General features: G+C 57.9%; 14 protein-coding genes and 1 pseudogene. 10 read left to right on the forward strand and 5 right to left on the reverse strand.

Going from position 1 to position 16,175, the window contains the following annotated elements; translation table 11 throughout:
* Nucleotides 1-53: 53 nt before the first annotated feature.
* Nucleotides 54-953, reverse strand: coding sequence for a LysR family transcriptional regulator (locus CKW37_RS30760; RefSeq protein WP_095159868.1), 900 nt, complete (start codon nucleotides 951-953; stop codon nucleotides 54-56).
* Nucleotides 954-1,091: 138 nt separating this feature from the next.
* Between CKW37_RS30760 and CKW37_RS30765 the strand changes: the two genes are divergently transcribed.
* Nucleotides 1,092-2,582: an aldehyde dehydrogenase family protein gene (locus CKW37_RS30765; RefSeq protein WP_095159869.1), complete on the forward strand. Its 1,491-nt coding sequence runs from the start codon at nucleotides 1,092-1,094 to the stop codon at nucleotides 2,580-2,582.
* Between the two features lie 101 nt (nucleotides 2,583-2,683).
* Nucleotides 2,684-3,970 (forward strand): FAD-binding oxidoreductase, encoded by a 1,287-nt coding sequence (locus CKW37_RS30770; protein ID WP_095159870.1) that lies wholly within the window; start codon nucleotides 2,684-2,686, stop codon nucleotides 3,968-3,970.
* Here the strand turns inward: CKW37_RS30770 and CKW37_RS30775 are convergent.
* Nucleotides 3,967-5,397: a mechanosensitive ion channel family protein gene (locus tag CKW37_RS30775; RefSeq protein ID WP_095159871.1), complete on the reverse strand. Its 1,431-nt coding sequence runs from the start codon at nucleotides 5,395-5,397 to the stop codon at nucleotides 3,967-3,969. The two genes, CKW37_RS30770 and CKW37_RS30775, sit on opposite strands and share 4 nt — an antisense overlap.
* Nucleotides 5,398-5,779: 382 nt before the next feature.
* Here CKW37_RS30775 and CKW37_RS30780 point away from each other — a divergent pair, with 382 nt between their 5' ends.
* Nucleotides 5,780-6,097, forward strand: coding sequence for a DUF6124 family protein (locus CKW37_RS30780; RefSeq protein WP_095159872.1), 318 nt, complete (start codon nucleotides 5,780-5,782; stop codon nucleotides 6,095-6,097).
* Here the strand turns inward: CKW37_RS30780 and CKW37_RS30785 are convergent.
* The 3 genes and pseudogenes from CKW37_RS30785 to CKW37_RS30795 all read right to left on the reverse strand — a co-directional run.
* Nucleotides 6,066-6,374 (reverse strand): Txe/YoeB family addiction module toxin, encoded by a 309-nt coding sequence (locus CKW37_RS30785; protein ID WP_095159873.1) that lies wholly within the window; start codon nucleotides 6,372-6,374, stop codon nucleotides 6,066-6,068. The genes CKW37_RS30780 and CKW37_RS30785 overlap by 32 nt on opposite strands.
* On the reverse strand, nucleotides 6,355-6,624 hold the full coding sequence (locus CKW37_RS30790) for a type II toxin-antitoxin system Phd/YefM family antitoxin (protein WP_095159874.1): 270 nt from the start codon (nucleotides 6,622-6,624) through the stop codon (nucleotides 6,355-6,357). The genes CKW37_RS30785 and CKW37_RS30790 overlap by 20 nt, the downstream gene beginning before the upstream one ends.
* A gap of 108 nt (nucleotides 6,625-6,732) precedes the next feature.
* Nucleotides 6,733-7,386, reverse strand: a pseudogene (locus CKW37_RS30795) (ATP-binding protein); the annotation flags it as partial.
* Nucleotides 7,387-7,551: 165 nt separating this feature from the next.
* Between CKW37_RS30795 and CKW37_RS30800 the strand changes: the two are divergent.
* From CKW37_RS30800 to CKW37_RS30830, 7 genes are all read left to right on the forward strand, one after another.
* Nucleotides 7,552-8,109: a TnsA endonuclease N-terminal domain-containing protein gene (locus CKW37_RS30800; protein ID WP_218241408.1), complete on the forward strand. Its 558-nt coding sequence runs from the start codon at nucleotides 7,552-7,554 to the stop codon at nucleotides 8,107-8,109.
* Nucleotides 8,106-9,971: a helix-turn-helix domain-containing protein gene (locus tag CKW37_RS30805; RefSeq protein ID WP_095159876.1), complete on the forward strand. Its 1,866-nt coding sequence runs from the start codon at nucleotides 8,106-8,108 to the stop codon at nucleotides 9,969-9,971. The genes CKW37_RS30800 and CKW37_RS30805 overlap by 4 nt, the downstream gene beginning before the upstream one ends.
* A gap of 4 nt (nucleotides 9,972-9,975) precedes the next feature.
* The gene (locus tag CKW37_RS30810; RefSeq protein ID WP_256587897.1) at nucleotides 9,976-10,869 is read left to right on the forward strand and encodes a TniB family NTP-binding protein; all 894 of its coding nucleotides are present in this window, start codon (nucleotides 9,976-9,978) and stop codon (nucleotides 10,867-10,869) included.
* Nucleotides 10,870-11,997, forward strand: coding sequence for a TniQ family protein (locus tag CKW37_RS30815; protein WP_095159877.1), 1,128 nt, complete (start codon nucleotides 10,870-10,872; stop codon nucleotides 11,995-11,997).
* Between the two features lie 117 nt (nucleotides 11,998-12,114).
* Nucleotides 12,115-13,833: a caspase family protein gene (locus CKW37_RS30820; protein WP_143502174.1), complete on the forward strand. Its 1,719-nt coding sequence runs from the start codon at nucleotides 12,115-12,117 to the stop codon at nucleotides 13,831-13,833.
* The gene (locus CKW37_RS33890) at nucleotides 13,830-14,783 is read left to right on the forward strand and encodes a serine protease (RefSeq protein WP_095159879.1); all 954 of its coding nucleotides are present in this window, start codon (nucleotides 13,830-13,832) and stop codon (nucleotides 14,781-14,783) included. The genes CKW37_RS30820 and CKW37_RS33890 overlap by 4 nt, the downstream gene beginning before the upstream one ends.
* Nucleotides 14,784-14,818: 35 nt before the next feature.
* Nucleotides 14,819-16,039 carry a hypothetical protein gene (locus CKW37_RS30830; protein ID WP_095159880.1) on the forward strand — a complete coding sequence of 407 codons (1,221 nt, stop codon included), beginning with the start codon at nucleotides 14,819-14,821 and terminating at the stop codon, nucleotides 16,037-16,039.
* The last annotated feature ends 136 nt before the right edge of the window (nucleotides 16,040-16,175 follow it).

The raw sequence follows: 16,175 nt of genomic DNA on the forward strand, positions 1-16,175 counted from the left end.
AGGAATGCTGTTCGACTTCAAGCGAAAAAAAGTCGAGCAGTCATTCCGTCAATTCAGGACCTATCGTTCGCGACTTGCTGATTGATCCAGTCCACCAGGCAGCGCACCTTCGGCACCTCGGCGGCGTGCTCGGAAAACGCCAGGAAGTGCGCGCCGTTGCTACGCATGCGATGCGGCCACGCCACCACCAGTTTGCCCTCGGCCAACTCGGTCTGCGCCAGGTAACTCGGCACCAGCGCCACGCCGCAGCCGGCCTGGGCGGCGCTCAGGCACATATGAAAGGTGTCGAAGCGCGGGCCGTGATAGCTGTTGGCCGAGTGCAGGCCCTGTTCGAGAAACCATTCGTGCCAGGCTTCCGGGCGGGTGGTGCTTTGCAGCAGCACCAGGTCGCCCAGCTCGCTGGCGTCATTTAGCGTGCGGCCCTGCAACAGCTCCGGCGCGCACACCGGCAGCACGTCCTCGCCGAACAGCTCGATGCAGGTCGCCCCCGGCCAGGTGCCCTGGCCATAGAAAAACACCACGTCGGCCTTGGCCTGGAGCAGGGCGAAGGGCTCCATTTCATTGCGGATATCCAGGTGGATGTTCGGGTGGCGCTTGCCGAAGCCCTTCAGGTGCGGGATCAGCCAGCGCACGCCGAAGCTGGGCTGGGTGGCGACCTTGAGCACTTCGGTCTGCTCGCCGTACGACAGGATGTAGCGGCTGGACATGTCCACCTGGGTGAGGATCTTGTTCACCTCCGCCAGGTACAACGCGCCGGCCGGCGTCAGTTGCAGGCGCCGGCGGATACGCAGGAACAGATGATGGCGGAGCATTTCTTCCAGTTGCGCCACCTGCTTGCTCACCGCGCTCTGGGTCAGGTGCAGTTCCTCGGCGGCGCGGGTGAAGCTCAGGTGCCGGGCGGCGGCTTCGAAGCACTGCAAGGCGGCCATCGATGGCACCAGACGTTTGGACATGGCAGCGGCTCCTGGCCGAAAGGTCATTACCTGGCGGAATGATGTACGGAATAAAGGTCGTTTGTTGCGCCAGAGTGATCGGATTAATACTGATCCCCACAACGATTACAACCTCTCACCGCCTTGCAGGAGAACAACATGGTTGATGGATTGCTTGACCGCCTGGGTGTCCCGGCCAGCGCCTATACCCACGGCAACCATCCGGTTCACACCCCCATCGACGGCAGCGTGATCGCCTCGGTGCACCTGGAGCCGGCCGCCGCGGTCAGCGCAAAGATCGACCAGGCCCAGCAGGCCTTCCTGGCCTGGCGCAATGTGCCGGCGCCGCGTCGCGGTGAGCTGGTGCGCCTGTTTGGTGAAATCCTCCGCGAGTACAAGGCGCAACTGGGCGAACTGGTGTCGGTGGAAGCCGGCAAGATCACCCAGGAAGGCCTGGGCGAAGTGCAGGAAATGATCGACATCTGCGACTTCGCCGTCGGCCTGTCGCGCCAGCTCTACGGCCTGACCATCGCCTCCGAGCGTTCGGGCCACCACATGCGTGAGAGCTGGCATCCGCTGGGCGTGGTGGGGGTGATCAGCGCCTTCAACTTCCCGGTCGCGGTCTGGGCCTGGAACACCACCCTGGCGCTGGTCTGCGGCAACGCCGTGGTCTGGAAGCCTTCCGAGAAAACCCCGCTGACCGCGCTGGCCTGCCAGGCGCTGTTCGAAAAAGCCCTGGCCGCCTTCGGCGATGCGCCGCAAGGCCTGAGCCAGGTGATCATCGGTGACCGCGACGCTGGCCAGGCGCTGGTGGACGACCCGCGCGTGCCGCTGGTCAGCGCCACCGGCAGCACCCGCATGGGCCGCGAAGTCGGGCCGCGAGTGGCGGCGCGTTTTGGTCGCAGCATCCTCGAACTGGGCGGCAACAACGCCATGATCCTCGCCCCCAGCGCCGACCTCGACCTCGCCGTGCGCGCCGTGCTGTTCAGCGCCGTCGGCACCGCTGGCCAGCGCTGCACCACCCTGCGCCGGGTGATCGTGCACCGCTCGGTCAAGGATGAAGTGGTGGCGCGGGTCAAATCCGCCTACGGCAAAGTGCGTATCGGTGATCCGCGCGAAGGCAACCTGATTGGCCCGCTGATCGACAAGGCGTCGTTCCAGTCCATGCAGGACGCCCTGGCCCGCGCCCGTGATGAAGGCGGCCAGGTGTTCGGCGGCGAGCGTCAACTGGCCGAGCAGTATCCGAATGCCTATTACGTGGCGCCGGCGATTGTCGAAATGCCGGGGCAGACCGAGGTGGTGCGCCATGAAACCTTCGCGCCGATTCTCTATGTGCTGACCTACGATGACTTCGACGAAGCCCTGCGCCTGAACAACGAAGTGCCACAGGGGCTTTCGTCCTGCATCTTCACCACTGATTTGCGCGAGGCCGAGCGTTTCCAGAGTGCCGCGGGCAGCGACTGCGGGATTGCCAACGTCAACATCGGCACCAGCGGTGCGGAGATTGGCGGGGCGTTTGGTGGTGAGAAGGAAACTGGCGGTGGTCGTGAGTCGGGGTCGGATAGCTGGAAGGCTTACATGCGCCGGCAGACCAACACCGTGAACTATTCCCGGGAGCTGCCGTTGGCGCAGGGGATCGTGTTCGACTGACTGACGTCATCGCGAGCAAGCTCGCTCCTACAACAACTGTAGGCGCGAGCTCACTCGCGAGAAGGCCCTAAAAATGACATGACCACCGCCGGAGCCAGGCCATGCCCGAACTGCGTCAACAATGCTTGTGGGAATACGTCACCCCGCCCGCGGCGCCCGCTGCGGCATTGGCGGCCGAGGTCAAGGCCGATGTCTGTGTGATCGGTGGCGGCATCACCGGTCTCTCGGCGGCGCTGCACTTGCTCGAACAGGGCAAGTCGGTGGTGCTGCTGGAAGCCAGCGTCATCGGCCACGGCGGTTCCGGGCGCAATGTCGGGCTGGTCAACGCCGGCACCTGGATTCGCCCCGATGACGTCGAGGCCACCCTCGGCCAGCAACAGGGCAGCCGCCTGAACACGCTGCTGGGCGAAGCCCCGGCGGAAGTGTTCGCCTTGATCGAGCGCCTCGGCATCGACTGCCAGGCGCGTAACGAAGGCACGCTGCACATGGCCCACAACGCCACCGGCGTGGCCGACCTGCAAGCCCGTCACGAACAATGGACCCGCCGCGGCGCCGACGTCGAACTGCTCACCGGCGCCCGCTGCGAGGACTACTGCGGCACCGACAAGATTTCCGCCGCGCTGCTCGACCGCCGCGCCGGCACCATCAACCCCATGGCCTACACCCGCGGCCTGGCCGAGGCGGTCACCCGCCTCGGCGGCAGGATTTATCCACAGTCCCCGGTGCAAGGACTGGCGCGCAACGGCAGCGGCTGGCAGGTGAAAACCGCCAAAGGCGCCGTCAGCGCCGAGAAAGTGGTGATCTCTACCGGCGCCTACACCGAAGGCGACTGGACCGACCTGCAGCGCCACTTTTTCCGTGGCTATTACTATCAGGTCGCCTCGGCGCCGCTGCACGGCGCCGCCGCCGATAACGTGCTGAAACACGGCCAAGGCTCCTGGGATACTCGCACCGTGCTCAGCAGCATCCGCCGCGACGACCAGGGCCGCCTGCTGCTCGGCAGCCTCGGCCGGGTCGACAACAAACCGGCATGGTTCGTCCGCAGTTGGGCCGACCGCATCCAGAGCCACTACTTCCCGCAACTGGGCAAGGTCGAGTGGGAAATGCACTGGACCGGCTGCATCGACTTCACCCCCGACCACCTGATGCGCCTGTTCGAGCCAGCGCCGGGCATCGTCGCCGTGACCGGCTACAACGGTCGCGGCAACACCACCGGCACGGTGATCGGCAAGGCGTTCGCGCAGTTCCTGCTGCAGGATGATCCGGACGCGCTGCCGATTGCGTTCTCACCCATGAAGCCGGTGGCGGTGCCCGCGCTGCGGACCGGTTTCTATGAAACCGGGTTCTCGCTGTATCACGCCGGGCAGTGCCTTCGCGTGGTGCTTTAGGCCTTCTTGAGCCAGTTGAGGAAACCGCCTTTCTTGATCACGGCGGGTTTCTGCAAAACCAACGACTGGCTGTTCTGCTCGCGCACGTGCTGCAGCTTGCTCAGTGCAGCCTTCACCTCGTCGCGTTTCTCCAGGCAGTCGCGCACCTCGGCCTTGTCGATGCGATAGAGCAGGCAACTGGTCAGCGTGCGGAATTCGGCGTTGGAGGCGTCGCCGTCCAGCAGCCCTTCGACGCCCAGCACTTCGCCCGGGCCCATGCGCCCGGCTTCCAGTAGCCGCTCACCGTCGTGGACCGCCGCCGACACCACGCCGGTGCCAATCACCAATACATGCTCGGAAGCCTGATCGAGGCCGAGGATCACCTGATCGGCCGGGTATTCGATGGCGATCATGCGCTGGCTCAGGCTGTCTTTTTCCTCGCTGCTCAGGGCACGGAAGATCCGCACATCCTCCAGCAGGCTGCGCTGGCGGCTCCACGGGCGGGGCTGGCTGTCGCCATTCCAGATGACGCCGGCAGCGACGAGGTGACGGTGGGCGAGGTCGAACATCTGGTTGCGCACCGGGTTCTTCTGGTCCATTGAACTGACGAAGCCGCTGGCCTCGTACTCCACCGATTCCAGGGTCGAAGCCTTGATCGTCGCCTTCGGCTTGGGCGTGGTCAGCAGCGCGCTGCTGCCTTGCAGGGTCTTTTCCAGCGCGTCCAGCACCTTGCGCGGTCGCACACTGGCCGGCACCACCACGGTAATGGACACGCCGTGAACATCGTTGGGCCGGCTGAAATTGAGCAGCTTGGCCTTGGCCGCCACCGAGTTGGGGATCACCGCCATGCTGCCGTTGCCGGTGAGCAGGCGAGTGGCGCGCCAGTCGATATCGATCACCCGGCCTTCGGTGCCGTCGATGCTGATCCAGTCATCGATCTGATAGGGCCGAGTGGTGTTCAGCACGATGCCGGAGAACACATCGCTCAGCGTGCTTTGCAGCGCCAGGCCGATGACGATCGCCATCACCCCGGACGTCGCCAGCAGGCCCTTGACCGGCAACTGCATCACATAGGCCGCGGCGGCGACGATCGCCACCAGGAAAATCACCGCGCCCACCACATCCTGCAACAGCCGTCCGGTGTGCCCGCTGCGGGCAATCAGCAACAGGCCGATCACCACCGTCAACGTCCGCGCGGCGAACAGCCACCAGACAATTTCCAGCACCGTCGCCAGCAGATTGCGCGCGACATCCTCGGGCCAGGGCGGCGGCTGCAGCGGGCTGATCCCGGCGCTCAGCAGCACCCCGGTAAACAGCAGGAACGCCACTACCCGCGCGGCGATGCGCCAGTTGCGCTTCTCGAGGGGAATTGCGCGCCACAGCAGCAGATCGAGCCCGAGCAGGAAAATGCCGAGCAGAAGAGGGTAGTCCTGGAGGAGTGCGGGCATGGAGTTCTCTGGCGTGGTGGGCGCTGATGGTTTCAACTGTTATTCGAAACAATAGATTTCACAATGCCTTGTAGCCGTTTTCTGTAGGGCTCTTCTGAATCATACTCCGCGGCCTGTTGCTCTGTTGCGCCCGCCTGGGTGGCTGCTTAGGCTCCGAGCGTCGCTGATTTTCAGTGATCGGGTGTCGCAGCCCAGAGCATAGCCAGAACCTCATTTCAGATCGCGGGTCGCCTTTGGTCCGTGTGTCCCTGTTATGGCGGTTGTGCGCGGGGCACCTTCGGGTGCGCCGGTTCCTATGCCCGGTCTGCGAACCCGCGTACAGCTGCCACCCCATCCGTTTCGCAGCGCCATGGCGGCAGCTCCATTGCATAGGAGTTGCAAGATGAAAAAGCCCGTCCCCGATCCCCCGACCCTCGAACTCACCCGCGTGTTGACCTGCCCGGTCCCGTTCGGCCCGACCGATTTCCATGGCAATCCGATGTTCATCGCCCGCGAAGGCATCTGTGCCGAAGACGCGCTGGTCCATGTCAGCCAGATACTCAACAGTGTCCAGGCCTTCGCCCACGACAGCGCCGAATACTTGTGCTTGAACGACCAGGCGATGGCACTGGGGATCGCCCAGCAGGCGGAGATGGCGAAAGCGCTGGTGGATGCGGTGCTGGCGGGCGTCACGCGTAGTGGTAGCGGCAGGCCAGGATAGTCAGCGTTCCCGCTTCATAGAGATAGATCAGGCGATGCTCTATGGTGATTCGGCGGGAGTGATAGCCGCTCAGGTCGCCCTTGAGTGCTTCAGGCTTGCCCGAGCCGGAAAAAGGCGTTCGCAAGCACTCCAGAATCAGTCGATCTATCACTGCGGATATTGCCTCGTCACTGGCCTTCCAATGCTGGTAGTCCTTCCAGCCATTGGGGGTGAAAGAGACTGAAACGTTGTGGCGGGCTTCTTGTTTATTGCGCTGTTTAGTCTTCTGTTGGGACATTCAATGACATCTCCTGCGTGAAGACCTTTCCAGCTTTATGTTGCGCAATGGACTCGCGCAGCCATGCCGCATTCTTCTCGTTACCAAGGAGGTAGACGGTTTCCGCCATCGAGTTGTAATCCTCAAGGGACATGACCACTACAGGTTCACCGCGTTGGCGGGTAATCACCGCCGGCTCGTGATCCCGGCAAACGTCATCCATGGTCTGTTTCAAATTGGCACGTGCCTCGCTGAAAGTAAGAATCTGCATGATGTGATTTCCGTAGGAGAGCAGGCGGGGATGAACTGAGAGCGAATCATGGTACAGAGCATTGTACGCATCAAGGTCGATTCGTCTGAAGTTACCCAGGCACAGTTCTTACTGCTGCCCCGCCGGCCGATACTGCAACGCCTCCGCGAGATGCTCCCGGCGAATATCCCTGGCTTCCTCCAGGTCCGCCAAGGTCCTCGCCACCTTGAGCAAGCGATGCGCGGCGCGCAGTGAAAGGGTCAGCCGCTCGCACGCATTCTCCAGCCAGCGCTCGTCCTCTGTGGATAACCCGCAGTGCCGGCGCAGGCCGGGCAGATCGAGGAAGGCGTTGGCACATCCCTGTCGGCGCTGCTGACGTTCGCGGGTGATGGCGACTTGATGGGCGAGGGTGGCGCTGTCGGGGCCGTTGTCGGTGGTGGGTGAGAGGGCGGTGGCTTCCCGGGCGACGGTGAGGTGCAGGTCGATGCGGTCGAGCAGCGGGCCGGAGAGTTTGTTGCGGTAGCGCTGGATCATTTCGCTGCTGCAACGGCAGCGGCCAGTGGGGTCGCCGAGATATCCACAGGGGCAAGGGTTCATCGCCGCGACCAGTTGAAAGCGTGCCGGAAAGCGTACCCGGTCCCGCGCCCGCGCCACCACGATCTCGCCTGATTCCAGAGGCTCGCGAAGCACCTCCAGCACGCGGCGCTCGAACTCGGGGAGTTCATCGAGAAACAGGACGCCGTGATGGGCGAGGGTGATTTCGCCCGGGGTCGGGCGCGAACCACTGTAAGACCTATCAGAAAATGCTAAAAACTCACCAAATACATTGGAATTTGAGAAATCATGGACTCTTTCGGGAAGCCAGTCCGTCAAATCAGCCGTACGTCTCGCGGCGTTACGGGGTCGGTGCCCAAAATGGGTAGGTACGAATCGACCTTGGAGCGAGACATGATGGAGCTCATCCGCTTTGATCGGCGGGTAAGGCTGTTCAGTCCGCAGCCTTTGACTGTCAGCTACCGCGATGAGAAGGGCAACGCTCGCTCGTATACGCCAGATGGGTTGATCCAATTTCAGCATCTTGATCCTCCCGAGCCTTCAATTCTTTATGAAGTGAAGTTTCGAGAGGACTTCCGCGCCGCATGGCGCACCTACCTGCCTAAATTTCGGGCAGCAAAGGCGTACTGCAAGGAAAAGGGCTGGATATTCCGGGTTTACACCGAGGTGGAAATTCGAACCGTCTACCTTGCGAATGTGAAGTTTCTATGGCCGTACATCGCTCGCAAGGTTGATCCCGTGATGAGGGACCACATCCTCAATGTGCTTTGGGATCTGGGTGAGGCTGACCCCGACTTCCTCCTGCATGCGCTGTCTTCAGATCCCAAAGGTCGGGCGCTTTTGATCCCAACTCTCTGGCATATGCTCGCCACCGGCGATATTGGCTGTGACCTGGATCTGAAGCTCACCATGAACTCGCGAATTTGGCCGATGAAAGAGGCTCAGTCATGAAAACGATTCGCCCTGGCAGCTTGGCCTATTGGCGAAACCAAGCCTGCATTGTCTTGGAACTCAAAGGCTTGCTAGAGGCTGTTGTCCGCATGGCCGAAGATCAGTCAACGCAGATTGTTCGTGCTGCTGAGCTGCGAGCTTCTCCGGTGGCCGAGTCCACTCTCACCGCTAAACATATTTTCGCTGAGGATCGCGATTGGGCCGAAGCAGTTGAACGTCATAAGCTCATTCAGCCGTTGCTGGTGGATGGCCGGAAAAGCCTGGAAGAAGTGCAGGCTGCTGCTGAAGCATCAGGTAGAAGCGTCTCGACGATCTACCGATGGATCAAGCGGTTTGAGGAAACGGGGCTGGTTTCTTCGCTGCTGCGTTCGGCCAGGCAGGACAAGGGACAGTTTCGTCTGGACCAGGAGTTGGAAGATGTCATCAAGAGGTGGATTGAGACCGCTTACCTGGTTGAAGAGCGGCCGTCCGTCAAGAAGCTGCATGACGATATTAAAACCGAGTGTGAAGAAATCGGTTTACAGCCTCCGCATATCAACACAATTCACCAGCGGGTCAGGGGTATTGATGAGCAAGAGCGGCACAAAAAACGGCTGGGTCCTAGGTCTGCAAAAGACAAGTATCGACCTTTGAGAGGATCCTTCCCTACGACGGACGTTCCTAACTCAGTAGTGCAGATTGACCACACCCCTGTGGACGTGATCATCGTCGACGAGGTCGATCGTCTTCCTATTGGTCGACCAAACCTCACCATGAGTATCGACGTGCACACGCGCATGATCGGTGGATTCTTCTTTTCTTTAGACCCGGTTGGGGCGAACTCCGCGGCACTCTGCATCGCTCATGCCGTGATGCAAAAGAGCTACTGGCTAGCGGCTCGAGACATTCCCGCAGAGTGGCCTGTCTATGGCCTGATGCAGAAAATCCACGTGGATAACGCGAAAGAATTCAGGGGCCGTGCCCTTACCCGTGGATGTGATGAATACGGGATCATCTTGGAAAACCGGCCTAGGAAACAGCCGAATTATGGCCCGCACATCGAGCGTGCATTCCGGACCTTCATGGCCAAAGGTCACCAACTGCCAGGGACCACGTTCTCCAACACCCTCGACAAGCTCGATTACGACTCTGAGGGCAAGGCGTGTATGACGCTGAAGGAGCTTGAGTTGTGGTTCACGATCTTCGTTGTTTATGTCTACCACAACGAACCGCACAAGGGGCTTGGTGGTATTTCACCGATCAACTATTACAGTCAGTGCGTGCACGGTACGCCGGACAAGCCTGGCGTGGGACTGCCTGAACCCATAGAGAACGAAGAAAAATTCCGGCTGGATTTTACTCCCTACTTCTTGAGGACCGTCCAACGTCACGGCGCGAAGATTGATGGTATTCACTACTACGCCCCAGTCTTACGTAGCCGCATCGTTGAAAAAGGGGATAACGGAAAGGGGCGTACATTCATTTTCGTTCAGGACCCTCGAGACATCAGCGTCGTTTACTTTCTTGACCCTGACGAAAAAATTTATCATCCGATCCCGTACTTCAATTCCAGTCATCCTCCTATCAGCGTCTGGGAGCTGCGCGAAGTGACACGGCGCATCCTTGAGGCACCAGGCGGCAAAGTCAACGAAGCCGCGATTTTCGAAGGCGTGCGCCGCATGCGTGCTGTTGAAAAGGAAGCCATCGAGAAGACTCGATTGGCTAAAAAAGCTCGCTCCTCTGAGAAGCGAAAGCGGCGCATGGCCGAAAGGCGAAAAGGGTGGGCGGGTGTTCATACTGTACCCGAACCGAAATCTGTGTCTGAGCCAGTGGTGGTCTCTCCAGATGCCGTCGAGCCCTATGACGAAATCGAGATAGGTTGATGCCATGAGCGACTTCGAACACCTAGTGGAATCGCTTGCCGAAAGCTGCCGACAAATGAGCGACTCGGAGCGAATTGATCAACTCATGGTTCCTAGATGGTTGGGATACCCTCGCGCCAAAGAGATCGATACGAAGCTTGAGTGGCTCTTCACCCATCCAAGGGTCACTCGGATGCCGAACATGTTGTTGATAGGCCGCACCAACAATGGGAAAAGCGGGCTGGTTGGACGCTTCGCTGCTCGGCATCTCCCCTCTGACAATCCGGGGGGAGAGAACATCATTGTTCCGGTGCTCTTGATTCAAACCCCACCAAAGCCTACCGAGGCAGGTTTGTACACCGAGATCATCCAGCCATTGCTGAAGCGACTTCCTCACGGAACCGTTGCTGACAAACGCGCGAGGACGGTTGAGATACTCAGGAAGGTACAGCTCAAGGTTCTTATCCTCGATGAGATGCACAACATGCTTTCCCTCACAGCGCCTGCGCAGCGTGAGTTTCTGAACGCCGTTAAGTACCTAACCAATCAGCTTAGGATATCCATAGTCGGTGTCGGTGACGATACGCTGATCAGTGCGGTGAGCATTGATGCCCAGATCCAGAATCGGTTCCCATCCGAGATCCTCCCACGATGGAAGGTGGGGTCTGAATTCAACCGGCTGCTTGCTTCGTTTGAAAAAGTCTTGCCGTTGCGAAACGCTTCTGGCTTGGTTGAGCCGATGATGGCCATGAAATTGGCGGCCTTGTGCGAGGGAACAATTGGCGAGCTGTCGGAGCTGCTGAACAAAGCTTGCACCTATGCGATCAAGGGTGGCCAAGAACAGATTACGACTGACGTGTTGAACAAGTGTGGGTACATACCACCGTCTGAACGAAAGAGGTTGACCGCGGAGATATAGATGCTGCCCATCCATCCGCAGCCTAAGCAGGGCGAAATCCTTTCCTCCTGGTTGGTGCGGTTGGCCTTTTCAAATGGCTTTCCCTTGCACACATTCTTCAACAGTTTGCTGGGGTACAAGGGCGCCATTTGGACGCGGGACATTGATCGACATCCATCAGAGCAATTTCTCCAACTGGTCAATGAGCAAACACAGCAGCCGCTCTCAGTGCTTCGTAGCATGACGCTGAGCGCTTATGAAGGGACGTATTTTCCGGAACTGCCTTTGCATGGAGACGTTACCTGGCTACTGGCGTTAGGTGTCTATCATCGAGACCACAAACGTGCTGGAGTGCAGTACTGCCCGTTGTGCCTGAAAACAGATTCAACCCCCTACTACCGCATGTTGTGGCGCATTGCGTCCACAGTGATTTGCCCCGTGCACTACTGCGCGATGGAGGATGACTGCCCTCGGTGTCATGCGCCGGTGATGTTCCATCGTCATGGCATTGGCAGGCACAAAATTCCCTACGTCGAGGATCTCCGCCATTGTTATCAATGCTCTCTTGATTTGGGTGGCGTAAGTCCACGACAACCTGAATGGCCGGACTGCCACTCGCTGAGTTTTATCACCACATTGATCGCCCATCCCGAGCTCTCGCCCTGGAGGTATCTGCACATTAATGCGCAGTGCAGCATTCCATTTTTCATCGGGCTCAGAGCAATACTGAGGTTGCTGAACTGCAGATATGGGCCCAGGTTTGAACCAATTTTTTGTGGTGAGCTCGGTACGCCGGCGTTGCCTCCGTCCAGGCAGGACTTCGAGTATCTACGCAGCGAACGTAGGCTCACCTTAATGCTGCGTGCGGCTTGGCTGCTTCAAGAATGGCCAGACCGATTTATCGAAGCCTGTCACGTTGCGCATCTGTCGCGTAGCAGAATCACGGAATACCCAGATCTGCTGCCGTTCTGGCTAGAGGAGGCGATTTCTCGGCTCGATCAACGAATCTATTCGCCCAATCAGCAGGAGGTCCTTGCTGCGGCCGCTTACCTGGTCAGGAAAGGCGAGCAAGTGAGTTGGGAAGCCCTAGGTGAGTTGTTTGGTGTGCAGAGAGATTGGGCGAAGCGGTTGATGAAAATGACGCGCTAAGTGCTACCTGCAGCGTGATGGCTTGAGCTTCCCGATAAAATTTTACTTTGAGGGTGGCTTGTGGCCATTACGCGGCTAGTCTTGCATGAATCTGTTGCCGGCTTGAAGGGGGGGGAGATGGCGACATTTATTCATGCTTGTAAACCAGTCGGGCACTTCCTCGGTGCCATCAGCTTATTTATGCTCGGTGGGACCCATCTTGCCGCAGCTCAGTACCCTCCCGCTCCGGACCTAGCAAGTCTTCCTGCTTGGGCTCAAGAGAAGGCAGCGCCGGTCAAGCGCGCGTTCGTTGTCGGTATTGGGGACTATAGATATGCGAAACCAGAGCATCTGGATACTCCGCAGCACGATGCAGAGCTGGTCTCTAAGGCTTTGAGACAACTGGACCCGAACGTGTCCATCATGCTCTTGACGCAACATGCCGGAGATCAACAGCCCGCAAGTGATCTGGCCAGAACTCCGTTGCTCAAGCAATTCAAAATATTTAAAGATAGTTTGCAGCCCGGCGATATAGCGATTTTATATTTTAGCGGTCACGGTATCGAGGTAGACGGTTTAAATTATTTGGTGCCGGCAGACGCTGAACCTAGTCCAGCAGGGGACGAGACTAGCCGGTACATCAGCTTAAGCTATCTAATTCGAGAGATTCAGCAGACACGAGCTGGACTAACAGTTATTGTTCTGGATGCCTGTCGGAGTAGCCCATTTTCTTCTACAGCAGTTAGAGAAGAGCCGCTCCGACTCACGGATGCAGTACCGCCCGCCGCTATCGAAGCTATCGTGCCAAACCAATATATGGCGTCAGGGGCTCGGCAAAATCTGCAGCCTAAGGGATTCTTAATCTTCTTTGCGGCTCAGGCTGGGCAAGTTTCGTTTAGCCTAACTGATAGAGATGATCCACGTGATGGCAGTATCTTTACTCGAAGCCTACTTCGGTTGCTGACGACCGAGAATCAGCCCGCTTTCGAAGTGTTCGGCATGACGTCCGGTGTCGTTAGTCGCATGACCAATTTTCGGCAAAACCCACTGATCGCGAGCTATAACGCGGGGCGGGTGATGTTCATGGACAATCATAATCTAGCGAATGATGAGTTGGAAGTATGGGTCCGTACAGTAAGCAATAAGTCTGACGACCAGTTAATTGGTGCTTTAAGTGCCTTCATAGATAGATACCCAACAGGAATATTTACTACGGCTGCTCGAGCTCGACTGAGTTTCTTGGAACCTCCACGTTTTCCTATAGAAGATTTTCAATTCGAAAGGCACGGTATAGTCCAGCAGAAAATAGATATTGGCGTGCTCGGGGGAGCGCTGAGAGTCCCCGAGTTAAGAGGGCGCATAAACACAACAGCAATCGCTCAGTATGACGTAAATGTCAGAAATATTCCGACGAAATCAAATTCAAAAGTGCTCGCAAGTATCAAGCAAGGGCAACGTGTAGCCGTCTTGGAGGACAAAGCGGCCGAAGGCTGGACGCAAGTTATGCTTGAGGACGGGACCACCGGCTATGTTGGCAGTGTCCGGCCGCAGACCATGTCTGCTGAAAGCATCAAGCTCAAAGACCGCGACTTTCCCACTCCGAGTGACCTAGCGGTCATAGATCGTTGGGGAGATAAGTTAGGCCGGGGGCGCTCCACGATCGAGATCAACGTTGGAGTTTTCAGCGGCGAGAACGCTACTGAAGCGGCCCAAGCCGCGTTACTGCATGGTTTGCGTCTTCGAGCTCTAATCGAAGCGCAAGGGGTGTCCCCATCAAACTTGGTAATGCGGCTGGATAGTCCAGATGTTCCCCCCGACGTCGTGAGCATCAGCCTAATGACGGAGAACTCGAGATGATTATCCGCCAACTCTTCTTTGGGGCGATTCTGCTGATATTGCCTTTAGGCCTGTCTCAGGCTGATTGGCTCAGCACAACCTATCGGTCACCCAGCTATGAACTCATCTTGCTACAGCCCAAAATCATCGGTGGTAGGGAGGCGAATCAAGGAGATGATCCGTGGCAAGTCGCGCTGATTCGCGGCAACAACTACGGGCCGGATCGAAGACCATTCTGCGGAGGCGTCCTAATCGCTGCCTCCTGGGTCCTAACTGCTGCTCACTGCATAGGCAAAGATGCTCGAGCGTCCCAGATCAGTGTGCTTGTGGGCTCCACTGATGTGGGGACCTATGGTGGTGCAAGGCGCATTGAGGTGAAGGCGGTCCATGTAAACCCGCTTTACCTTGCGGCAGTCCCTCCAGTTGATGACATTCCCGGTCAGCCACCAAGACATGATCTGGCGCTATTGCAACTCGCGTCATCAGCAACTGGCAGCAACACAGACACGATTCGGATTCTGCCTCTGGAGGAGGAGGACAAAGCTCTCGCCCCTCAGAGCAATGCTAGGGTGACTGGGTGGGGGGCAACGTCTCCCGGAGCCAAAGAAGGGGTTCGTGATTTACGGACCGTGGACTTGAAGATCGTTTCCCGGGAAACGTGCAATGACATCGTTTCTTATGACGGGCGTATCCCTGACTACATGGTATGTGCGGGGTTTTCTAATCCAAAAAGTACAAACGGACAGGACTCTTGCCAAGGTGACAGTGGCGGACCACTGACCGTAAGGCTGGCTGATAACCGACGTTACCTCGCTGGAATCGTTAGTTGGGGAGAGGGCTGCGCGATCAGGGAGCGCCCAGGTGTTTATACAACGGTCGCTCGATACAGCGCTTGGATTGCTGACTGCCAACAAGGGCGGGAGACCTGCACTACTAAAACTTCTGTCGCACTAAATACCAACGGCGAATGATAGAGCAGTTCAAATAACAATGCGGAGTCCGGACGATGATCCAAAAAAGGCTATTCACCGTTTTTGGCGGTGCGCTGCTCTTGGCAGGGTGCTCAAATAAAAACATTCACCAAGACATGCACGAATTCAAGCAGGCGGACCCAGTATCCGGATTGCAAGTGGCGATCGGTAAATGCATTTCTTTCACACCTCTGACCGATCAAAAATCAAATGACGAGCAAACCAGATCATTCCTGGCAGCGGCGGCGGCTGGCGCTATAAGCCAGGGGGTCAACCTGCTTGGGAAGGCCCTGACCAAGGCCGGGGAAAGCAAGACTTGGTCGATACGAGGATCACGAAACTTTGAATCGATGGCTAGCGACTTCCCGCAATGTGTTCAGGTCGTCCGCGGGAGATTTAATACCCGGGGACCAGCTGACGAGCACTGGGCACTTCCCTTAGGGTCCAACTGGCCTGCCGATACCAAGAGCAGACTTGATGAGAGCGGACTATACCTCGCCGGCGTACCTGAGTTTCTTTTCGAAGGGCGCATAGTCCTCTCAGAAGACTCCAAGGCCTTCACCATTCGTCCAGTGGTCGCTAACTACATCGCGCCAATCGACACACGATTCCTGCGCCCCAGCAAGGTACGCACATCGGCGCTCTTCTTTGCAATTACCCCACCTGGAACTAATCCTACGCTAGAGGACAATCCCGCTGCTGCAGTGTCCCTTGGCACCTTGGAACCTGGGATGACCCGGCTCTATAAGTTAGATATTCCTAATTCAAGCCCGTACGAATCGCCTTGGTCCACCCTGAGCAGTGAGGATACGACTGTTCCGCTTACCATCACCGTGTTGTTGACCGAATCACAGAATGAACAGGAGTTTCTCGCCTTTATGGGAGCGGTCCTGAGCGATCCTGATGTCGCGGCGGCTGCGACTACGGAGGTGTCAAATCGATTGATACCTTCAGCTCGCAAAGCTGCGAAGCAGGTTGCAGAGGATAAGGAGAGCGAATTGATCGCTGCGCGTGAAGCTGCGTATCCCACAATCCGGAAGAATTTGGCAGCTTGTGTGAGTGCGGCTGAACCCGAATCTATGCGCGAGGCAGCCAACAATGCTAAAGCTGCAATGTTGGCCTACTACAAAGCTGATCGGGGGACGAAGGAAAAGACGAATAAATTCAGTCCCGAGACGATCGATGGATTTAGGACCGACGGTAACCCCAATACGCTGAAGAAGGCTTGTGATGACAAGCTAAGTGAGCTGCAGTAGTCGGCATAGGCCTCATCAAAATCTACGTCATAGCCCGGCCAGGATTTGCGCTGGCCGGCCCAATAGAGTTCCAAGCGGACACTCTAAAAATGTAAAGTAAGTAATATTAATTTTCCAATTTTGTATTGGGTCTCAG

It is taken from the genome of Pseudomonas sp. Irchel 3E13 (genome assembly GCF_900187455.1).
Lineage (GTDB): Bacteria > Pseudomonadota > Gammaproteobacteria > Pseudomonadales > Pseudomonadaceae > Aquipseudomonas.

Bases quoted from the DNA above. Each gene is read 5' to 3' on its own strand.
- CKW37_RS30765 (WP_095159869.1), top strand. From the start codon at position 1,092: ATGGTTGATGGATTGCTTGACCGCCTGGGTGTCCCGGCCAGCGCCTAT.
- CKW37_RS30770 (WP_095159870.1), top strand. From the start codon at position 2,684: ATGCCCGAACTGCGTCAACAATGCTTGTGGGAATACGTCACCCCGCCC.
- CKW37_RS30790 (WP_095159874.1), bottom strand. From the start codon at position 6,624: ATGCAGATTCTTACTTTCAGCGAGGCACGTGCCAATTTGAAACAGACC.
- CKW37_RS30785 (WP_095159873.1), bottom strand. From the start codon at position 6,374: ATGTCCCAACAGAAGACTAAACAGCGCAATAAACAAGAAGCCCGCCAC.
- CKW37_RS30780 (WP_095159872.1), top strand. From the start codon at position 5,780: ATGAAAAAGCCCGTCCCCGATCCCCCGACCCTCGAACTCACCCGCGTG.
- CKW37_RS30815 (WP_095159877.1), top strand. From the start codon at position 10,870: ATGCTGCCCATCCATCCGCAGCCTAAGCAGGGCGAAATCCTTTCCTCC.
- CKW37_RS30800 (WP_218241408.1), top strand. From the start codon at position 7,552: ATGATGGAGCTCATCCGCTTTGATCGGCGGGTAAGGCTGTTCAGTCCG.
- CKW37_RS30820 (WP_143502174.1), top strand. From the start codon at position 12,115: ATGGCGACATTTATTCATGCTTGTAAACCAGTCGGGCACTTCCTCGGT.
- CKW37_RS30830 (WP_095159880.1), top strand. From the start codon at position 14,819: ATGATCCAAAAAAGGCTATTCACCGTTTTTGGCGGTGCGCTGCTCTTG.
- CKW37_RS30810 (WP_256587897.1), top strand. From the start codon at position 9,976: ATGAGCGACTTCGAACACCTAGTGGAATCGCTTGCCGAAAGCTGCCGA.
- CKW37_RS30775 (WP_095159871.1), bottom strand. From the start codon at position 5,397: ATGCCCGCACTCCTCCAGGACTACCCTCTTCTGCTCGGCATTTTCCTG.
- CKW37_RS30760 (WP_095159868.1), bottom strand. From the start codon at position 953: ATGTCCAAACGTCTGGTGCCATCGATGGCCGCCTTGCAGTGCTTCGAA.
- CKW37_RS30805 (WP_095159876.1), top strand. From the start codon at position 8,106: ATGAAAACGATTCGCCCTGGCAGCTTGGCCTATTGGCGAAACCAAGCC.
- CKW37_RS33890 (WP_095159879.1), top strand. From the start codon at position 13,830: ATGATTATCCGCCAACTCTTCTTTGGGGCGATTCTGCTGATATTGCCT.